This window comes from Novosphingobium sp., assembly GCF_036733805.1.
Taxonomy (GTDB): Bacteria; Pseudomonadota; Alphaproteobacteria; order Sphingomonadales; family Sphingomonadaceae; genus Novosphingobium.
On record NZ_DAIMZT010000084.1, the window covers coordinates 1 to 7,674 of the forward strand.

Consider the following 7,674-nt stretch of genomic DNA (forward strand, 5'->3'; position numbering starts at 1 on the left):
GTTGCACTTGCATGAATGGCGTCGGGGCCAGTCAAAAGATAGGTGAAGTGAAGTGTCGCGGCCCCGATGGCTCGCTCACATTTCGACGGCAATCGAGCCGCGAGTGACCGCTATAATCGGTTTCAACCATGTCGTGGGCGATGAACCCTGGCGGTTACTGGATGAAGGGATAAAGAACGAGAGGGTGTCCATGCCGCTGTCAAGACGCCATGTGCTGACGGGACTGGCGTCTGCTGGGCTGTCAGGTCAGATCGGGGCTGCCGGGTCGATTGCGGCGCGCCGCCTGACGCCCCTTTCCCTGCGGGTCGGTGTCCAGCTCTATGTAATCGGGCATGCCCCCATGCCGGGGCATGCCGCGCTCAATAAACTGCCTGATGACCTGGCGACGCTCCGCCGGATCGGCTTCCGGGAGGTCGAGGGAGCGCCGCCGGGCCTGAGCGCCAAGGATTATAGGCGGCAACTGGATCATGCGGGGCTCGCTTGTCCCAGCATCCATGTGGGCCTGGACCCATCGGTGATGGGCGAACTGTCCCTTGCCGACATGTCGAACACGACGGACTATGCGAAGATCGTCGGCGCGCGCAATCTGGTTGTTGCCGTGTTGCCGATGCGAGACATGCTGGCGCGAAGGCCTGATGCGTCGGAACTGATTGGTGATCTCAAACGGTTATCGCAAGCGTCTACAGAGCTTGTAAAGTCCATGTCAGCCAGTGACTGGACCGCTATCGCCCAGCGGCTGAACGAGGCGGGCGCCAAACTCAGCCGGGTCGGGCTCCGCCTGGGATATCACAATCATAACGCGGAATTCACCAGGCTGCCCAATGGCCGCCTGGCCTATGAACTGCTTGTGGCTGAAACCGATCCGAAACTCGTCGATTTCGAGCTGGACCTTGGGTGGGCCCGGTCGGCCGGGCTCGATCCTGCTGCATTGCTGAGAAATTATCGGGGCAGGATCACTCAGCTACATTTCAAGGATCTGGCCCCGACGCCGTCCAACGCTGTTTCTCAACTGAACACGGCCGACATGGGTGAAGGGATACAGAACTGGAATTCGATCGTAGACGCGCTCAAATCCTCTTCCGTCCAACATATATATGTTGAGGAAGAACCACCTTATCGAATTTCAGGCATGGAGTCGGCCCGGAAGGCTTATCGGTTTGTCCAGCCGCTCCTTGCAAGAGCCGGCCTTTGACATGTCCAGCATGGTGGTGCCTTCGCTCGTCGATATGGCCCGCTCCAAAGTGTCGGCCGCGGATATGAAGCGTGACAACCTGATATGATTATTGATTTCCCGTCCTGACCAGGGACGACCGTTGGGGTCTGGCTGGACCGAATTCATGCTGATGAGCGAGGTCGACGGACTTTTCCCCCATGCTTATGTCCGTTGGGCTGGATTGCCCTTTCATGCTCGTTCGCGGCGAGCGAAAACTGGTCCATGAACTTGTTTATCAGCGCGCAGCGCGCCCCGTCGGCCCAGGCGATGACCATATCTGAAAAGCAGTAGCCAGGCAGGCCTTCGATTGCCTTTGCGGACGGATCTCCCTCCGCGTCCCACATGTGAATGAATATGGGTCCTTTTTCGCATATCCGCATCATCTGGCCGGACAGATAGTCGGTGGGCGACACCGTTTTTCGGGGCGTGAACCCGGCACTTTGGAAAAGCGACATCTGCATTTCGAGAAGGTCCGGCGAAATCTTTGGATGAGCCAAAACCCAGGTTTCTTCACGAAACTGTTCAAGTTTTACGGTAGGCGCGGCTACATTCCAGGATGGTGGAACCCACAGCATGATTGGGCTGGTAGCGAGGACCCGCCATTCCAGCCCTCTGCAGTCGCTTCTGTTCAGCACCATGAAGCCGATGTCGACTTCCGCTGATCGAAGGGCCTCGCTCAGATTATCCCGTGAAATCGCGCTGAGTTCTACGTCGATCTCGGGATTTCGCATTCGCAGGCCGCTGACCGCCTTGGCGACGAGCGGCATCTGAGTGTCGGCCGTAGAGCAAACGCCTATTTTCAAGGACGCGTTGTCGCCTTTTCCTATCCTGCCGACCTTGCGCGCAAGTACGGCGATGCGATCCATAATCGCTTCCATCTCGGCGAAAAGGGCCTCCCCAGCAGGGGTCAGAGTGACAGAACGCGTCGTTCGTTCGAACATGCTGGTCCCAAGCTGATCCTCGAGTCGCTTGATCGACCGCGAGATCACCGGACGGCTCACATTATTTTGCTCCGCCGCGTCCGTGAAGCTCCGCATTTTCGCGACAGCCAGAAAGTGTCGCAACAGCGAAAGATCTATCATTTTCCTGCTCCATGTCGCGATCCCGGGCGACCCATTGTTTCTTATGAAGGATCAATAATGCCGTTTTTAGTTCTAAAATGGTCGCTGTAAACTGCTATCAACAAGGAAGAAGCGCAGGACAACGGGTGTTGGCCGATTTGGCATGATCGCCCACCGAAGCTGAGCCGAGCCGCGACGCAGATCCTCTAAGGATCCGTTCCGGCTCTTATGGAGCGGAGAGAATGAGATGCTGAGTGCGGCTGGACTGATCGACAAGGCGAGGCAGGCAACCGGGCTCGACGATTTTGGCGACGACGGTTTTCGCGAGGGGCTGGAGCAGGTTGTCCGAACGGCCAATGCCAGTTCGAGCCTCAACGATCTAGGCTGGCAGGTGCTGGAAGGCCATTGCCTGATGCTTCTGTCCAACCGCCTGAAGATCGAGCATTGGTACAGGCTTCATCCGGAAATTGACGAACAGGAAATCATTCGGCCACTCATCGGGCTGGGATTGCCGCGTACCGGTTCGACGGCGCTGGGATGTACGCTCGCGGAAGATCCGGACGCGCGCTCCTTGCAGATGTGGGAGGCCTTCGCCCCCTGTCCGCCGCCCGAGACGGCCACCTACAAGACCGATCCACGCATTGCCGAAATGGGCAAGATGATGGAATATGCGGATCAACTTTATCCCCGCATGAAGTTGATGGTGCCCTTCGCGCCCACGTCGATTGCGGAGTGCCAGAACCTTATGGGTCTGGACTTCAAATGCCAGGAATTCCTGACGAAGTCCTGTTGCCCGGACTATGCGAACTGGCTGCTTCACGAGGCCGATCTGGTCCCGACCTACCAATATATGAAGCGTGCGTTGAAGCTTCTCCAATGGCGCTGCCCGGGCCGGCACTGGCGCCTGAAGAGCCCAAGCCATATGCCCTTCATCACGGCGCTGGACCAGGTTTTCCCCGACGCCCAATTCTGGATGACGCACCGCGACATCGGCAAGGTTCTGCCGTCGGTCGTCGATCTCTATTTCGAGATGCTGCGCCCCTCGACAAGCGAAGCTGCCGCGCACTATGCTGTCGACGTCAACATCGAGTGGTGGACGGTCGGGCTGCGGCGCTTGATGGCGTTTCGGGACAATGGCGCCGAGGATCGCTTCATCGATGTCCAGTTCGCCGAGTTCGTCGCCAGGCCGGACGAGTCGATCGAGGCAATATACGCCTTTATAGGCCAGGAGCTGACCGACGAAACGCGCGCGCGCATGGCGGAATGGCGCAAGACCTCGTCATCGGACGCCAGCGGCAGTCGAAGTTATTTGGTCGAATCCGACCAAATCGAGCCGGATCATCTGCGGAAGATCTTCAAATTCTACACCGACCGTCATTTGGAACGCCAGGCGGCCTGAATGGCACGCAATGTCCTGCAAGAGAGGAACCATCATGATCGACGCTGCATTCGCAACGCTTCCGCTCAAGACTGCGGGAGATTCCCTTCCCGCTGGTGCTGGCAAGCCCATGCCGGCGAGACCGGAAAATCCAGACATGCGCGAAGGCGTCAACATCTGGTTCGCTGAAGACAATGGCGAATTTGCCTTTCCGCGTCTTGCAGTCGATGCCACCGGCGAACATTGGGACAATCGCCTTGTGTGCGCGAATGTCTCGCTGAACGATGGAAGGGTGTTCGATGGCTGGGGCATGTTCCCCAGGGTCCCGACGGAGGATGTGGACGGCAATCCCACGATAGTCGGATGCAGCGTCCTGCAATTCCGCTGCATCGAACCCCTGAAGAAATGGCACGTCACCTATGCGGATGAGCCCTTGGCCGGGACCATCGACGAGCAGATCGCCAAGCAGATGGACCCCGCGAAGCGGGCCGCCATTCGTCTCGACGCCGAGATCACCGTCACCTCCGTGCCATGGGCGCAATATTTTGCCCCTGGTGACACGAGCTTCGCTGCGCGGGCGATGGGTGTCGGCTGGCGTTATGAAGTGCCCGTCGCGATCAACGGCACCTTCGAGGTCGATGGCAAGCCCCGCCCGTTCAAGGGCACGGGGGTTCTGATCCATCGCCACAGCATCCGGGATTTTGCCGGTTTCTGGGGCCATGACTGGCAGGCGGCCGCCTTCCCGGACGGCAGCGCATTTGGTTGCAACGTCTATCCCGAAAAGGCCGGGCAGCCCGATTATAACACCGGCTACATCTACAAGGACGGCAAGTGCTACAATGCCAGGGTCGTCGAGGCGCCCTGGCTCACCGAGTTGAAGCCGCATGGCTCCGATGTCTCGCTGGTGCTCGAATCCGAACTCGGCCGCACCCGCATCGAAGGGACGACGATGCTTTGCACGTTCAAGCCGCAGTGGGATCTCATGGGCGGCCTGAGCCTTGAGCAGAGCGCCGTTCAGTACAGGTGGGGCGACCAGACCGCCATCGGCATCATCGAACGATCCTGCCCGGTCTGAACCGGCGGGGCAACGCCATCGACAGCAGGGACGGCGATGGGCCGGACGCTCATCGCCGTCCCTGCTCCCGGCAGGCGGAGGGCATCCAGATCAAGGAAGCGGTCGACATGGTGGAACAGCAGGGCGCCGGCTGCGGTTGCCCTCGGGCATCAAATTCTGGCGGCATCGAACATGGGCCAGCAGGCGCGTTTCGACTCTTTGAGGGTAGGCTTTGCCTTTGGCCGAGCGAGCATGGAGCCGGGTTATGCGAATCTATTATGGCTGGGTGATCGTTGCAATTGCGGTGATTGGCTACACAGTGGTCATGGGCGCCACGACGAACGCGTTCGGCATTTTCGTCGTCCCCGTGTCGCAGGAACTCCACCTGTCGCGCGCCGCGATGAACACCGCCTTCGCTTTCACCAGCATCGGCAGCGGCGTGATGGCGCCTTTCGTCGGGCGCGCGCTCGACTATGTGCCGGCCAGGCCGATTCTGATCGCTTCCGCATTGCTCATGGGCCTCGGTTTCGTGATCCTGTCGCAGGCGCATTCGATGTGGTTGTGGATCCTCGCCCTGGCCGTCCTCATTCCGATAGGAATTGACGGAGGCGCGCTGATTACCCTGAGCGTGCTTGTCGCGAGATGGTTCAAGGTGCAGCGCACCCGCGCGATCGCCCTGTCGGTCGTCGGCATGTCCTTGGGCAGTATCGTGATGCCGGTGCCGGTCAGTCTTCTCGTCCAGACCTTTGGATGGCGGATGGCGCTTCTGACGATCGGTGCCTTTTTGACGATCGCGCTCCTGGCGGCCGCTCTCCTCATCCGCGAGCATCCGGGCGCGGATGACATCGAGCCAGGATCCCTGTCGCCCGCGAGCGCCGATAAACGGCAGGGACCCGGGGCGGATGGCCAGCCGGTGCGGGTGCGGGATTTGCTGAAAATGAAACAGTTCTGGCTGATCGGGACCAGCGTCTCGATTGCCCTTGGCGTTCTTACCGCCATCGCGATCACCTTGGTGCCCCTTGGTCTGGGCAAGGGCCTCACACTTGTGCAGGCCACGAGCCTGCTGACGATATTGGGTGCAACCTCGGTCGGGGCGAAGCTTTTGCTGGCGTGGATCGGCAAACGGGCGAACATCCTGTCGCTGACGGCTGTGATCTATTTTCTCGGGGTCCCGGTCAACATCGCGCTGAATTACGCCAGCAGCTATGTTTCACTTTTTGCCGGCGCGGCGGCCCTGGGCCTGTGCGCGGGAATGACGCCGGCGCTGATGCAGACCCTTGTCGCTGACCGTTTCGGCCTTGCGTCCTATGGCACCATTCGAGGCCTCATAACGCCGCTCTCGGCGCTGAGCCTTGCACTGTGCTCCCGTTTTGCGGGGGAAGTGTTCGACAGGACCGGCTCTTACCATATGATGTTCCTCACCTTCATGGCGCTGCACATTGTCGCTGCGGCGATGATATTGGCTGTCCGCTCGACGGCTCCTTTGGCGTGCCGGTCGGATGAGGTCGGGCGGGGGGTGTCCGCGACATCGGCATGACGGATCGCGAAGAGATCTACGACCTCATGATCCGCTACGGGCGGGCGGTTGATATGCGCGATGTGGCTCTCCTCCGGACCTGTTTCACCGATGATGTCATCGTCGACTATAAAGGGGCGATGGATCGACCGAGGATAGGCATCGAGGATTTTGTGGCGTTCTTCCGCTCTGGATTATCTTCACTCGAGGGGGTTCATATGATTGTCTGGGCGCATCTGGTCCGCTAGAAGGTTTTCGAAACAGCTGGCCTCCCTGCTGGCGCGAAAATGCGACAAATCAAACGCCGCACGTAGCGCCTTGTCTCACATGATCGCGCCACGTAGTCCGCCGTCGACATTGACGATCTGCGCGGTCACATAGCTCATGTCCGAACAAAGGTAGAGAGCTGCCAGCCCTATGTTTTCCACGCTCCCCAGCGTTTGCAAGGGGACCTGTTTCATGAACATTCTTTTTGCGTCGTCGTCCATCATGCTGAAGCCAACGTCCCATGCGTCGGTCCGCACGACCCCCACGGATATTGCATTGACGCGAATTGTCGGCGCCAGTTCCCAGGCCATTGTACGCGTGAGTTGCTCGAGCGCCGCTTTGGAAACGCTGTATGTCAGGAAATTCGGTCCTCCTCCGAACTCGGCCGACCTGGACGAGATATTGATGACGCAGCCCGTTCCGTTCTTCATGTGCGGCGCGGCCAGCTGCGTCATCTCGAAGGCCGACAGCAGATTGAACCTGAGCGCCGTCGCGAAGCGGTCGATCGTTATCTCGAAGAACTTCGCATGATAGGTGCCGCCAGCATTATTGATGAGGATGTCAATCCGACCGAACAGGTCCAGCGCGGTTTCAACCGTGCGTTTGTTGTCGGCGCTACATTCCACATCCGCGAGCACCGCCACGGCTTTCCCGCCCTGGGCATTGATTTGCGCAACTGTCTCGTCGAGCGTCGTTTGGGTTCGTCCCGTCACCATGACGGTCGCACCCGCGCCAGCCAGCGCCTGGGCGATCCCCCTGCCAATGCCGCGGGCTCCCCCGGTGACGATCGCGACTTTGCCATCCAATCTTGTCTGCTCGAACAAGCGGTCGTCTCCCCAGGGTAGTTGGTCAGTCTGTGCCGTTGGAACGCAGACATGACGGGATCAATTCCAGATCGTCTCGTAGAGCCGTCCCCGCCGCCCGATCTCATGACCCGGCCGCAAGTCCCCATCGACGTTCGATAGGCGAGGGCGAAGGCGCGCCGCACCTATCTTATGACTGAAAGGCGAGGTTTCCCGCTTGGATTTCGCCTCGGCAGGGTCGCCGCCTGCGATGGCTATCCTTCGCACGTCCGCCGGTAAATGGGCCATTGGTCATCTTGGAAAATGCCTGCGGCCGTTGCGGCCCGTGACGGCAGCCCCTTGCCGAAGCGGCCTTGATCGGTCATCACCAGCCCAACTTCCG

General features: G+C 59.7%; 7 protein-coding genes. 5 read left to right on the top strand and 2 right to left on the bottom strand.

Annotation, left to right across the window (positions count from 1 at the left end):
• Window positions 1–103: 103 nt before the first annotated feature.
• Window positions 104–1,192 (top strand): sugar phosphate isomerase/epimerase family protein, encoded by a 1,089-nt coding sequence (locus V7D69_RS14470; protein WP_333606145.1) that lies wholly within the window; start codon window positions 104–106, stop codon window positions 1,190–1,192.
• A gap of 143 nt (window positions 1,193–1,335) precedes the next feature.
• Here the strand turns inward: V7D69_RS14470 and V7D69_RS14475 are convergent, their stop codons facing one another.
• The gene (locus V7D69_RS14475; protein WP_333606146.1) at window positions 1,336–2,295 is read right to left on the bottom strand and encodes a LysR family transcriptional regulator; all 960 of its coding nucleotides are present in this window, start codon (window positions 2,293–2,295) and stop codon (window positions 1,336–1,338) included.
• Window positions 2,296–2,521: 226 nt separating this feature from the next.
• Between V7D69_RS14475 and V7D69_RS14480 the strand changes: the two genes are divergently transcribed.
• The 4 genes from V7D69_RS14480 (at window position 2,522) to V7D69_RS14495 (ending at window position 6,470) form a co-directional block, all read left to right on the top strand.
• Window positions 2,522–3,673 (top strand): sulfotransferase family protein, encoded by a 1,152-nt coding sequence (locus tag V7D69_RS14480; protein WP_333606147.1) that lies wholly within the window; start codon window positions 2,522–2,524, stop codon window positions 3,671–3,673.
• Between the two features lie 34 nt (window positions 3,674–3,707).
• Window positions 3,708–4,727 (top strand): hypothetical protein, encoded by a 1,020-nt coding sequence (locus V7D69_RS14485; RefSeq protein WP_333606148.1) that lies wholly within the window; start codon window positions 3,708–3,710, stop codon window positions 4,725–4,727.
• A gap of 244 nt (window positions 4,728–4,971) precedes the next feature.
• Window positions 4,972–6,243 (top strand): MFS transporter, encoded by a 1,272-nt coding sequence (locus V7D69_RS14490; RefSeq protein WP_333606149.1) that lies wholly within the window; start codon window positions 4,972–4,974, stop codon window positions 6,241–6,243.
• Complete coding sequence (locus tag V7D69_RS14495; RefSeq protein WP_333606150.1) at window positions 6,240–6,470, top strand: nuclear transport factor 2 family protein; 231 nt, start codon at window positions 6,240–6,242, stop codon at window positions 6,468–6,470. The genes V7D69_RS14490 and V7D69_RS14495 overlap by 4 nt, the downstream gene beginning before the upstream one ends.
• 75 nt (window positions 6,471–6,545) lie before the next feature.
• Here the strand turns inward: V7D69_RS14495 and V7D69_RS14500 are convergent, their stop codons facing one another.
• Window positions 6,546–7,313: an SDR family NAD(P)-dependent oxidoreductase gene (locus V7D69_RS14500; protein WP_333606151.1), complete on the bottom strand. Its 768-nt coding sequence runs from the start codon at window positions 7,311–7,313 to the stop codon at window positions 6,546–6,548.
• Window positions 7,314–7,674: the final 361 nt, after the last annotated feature.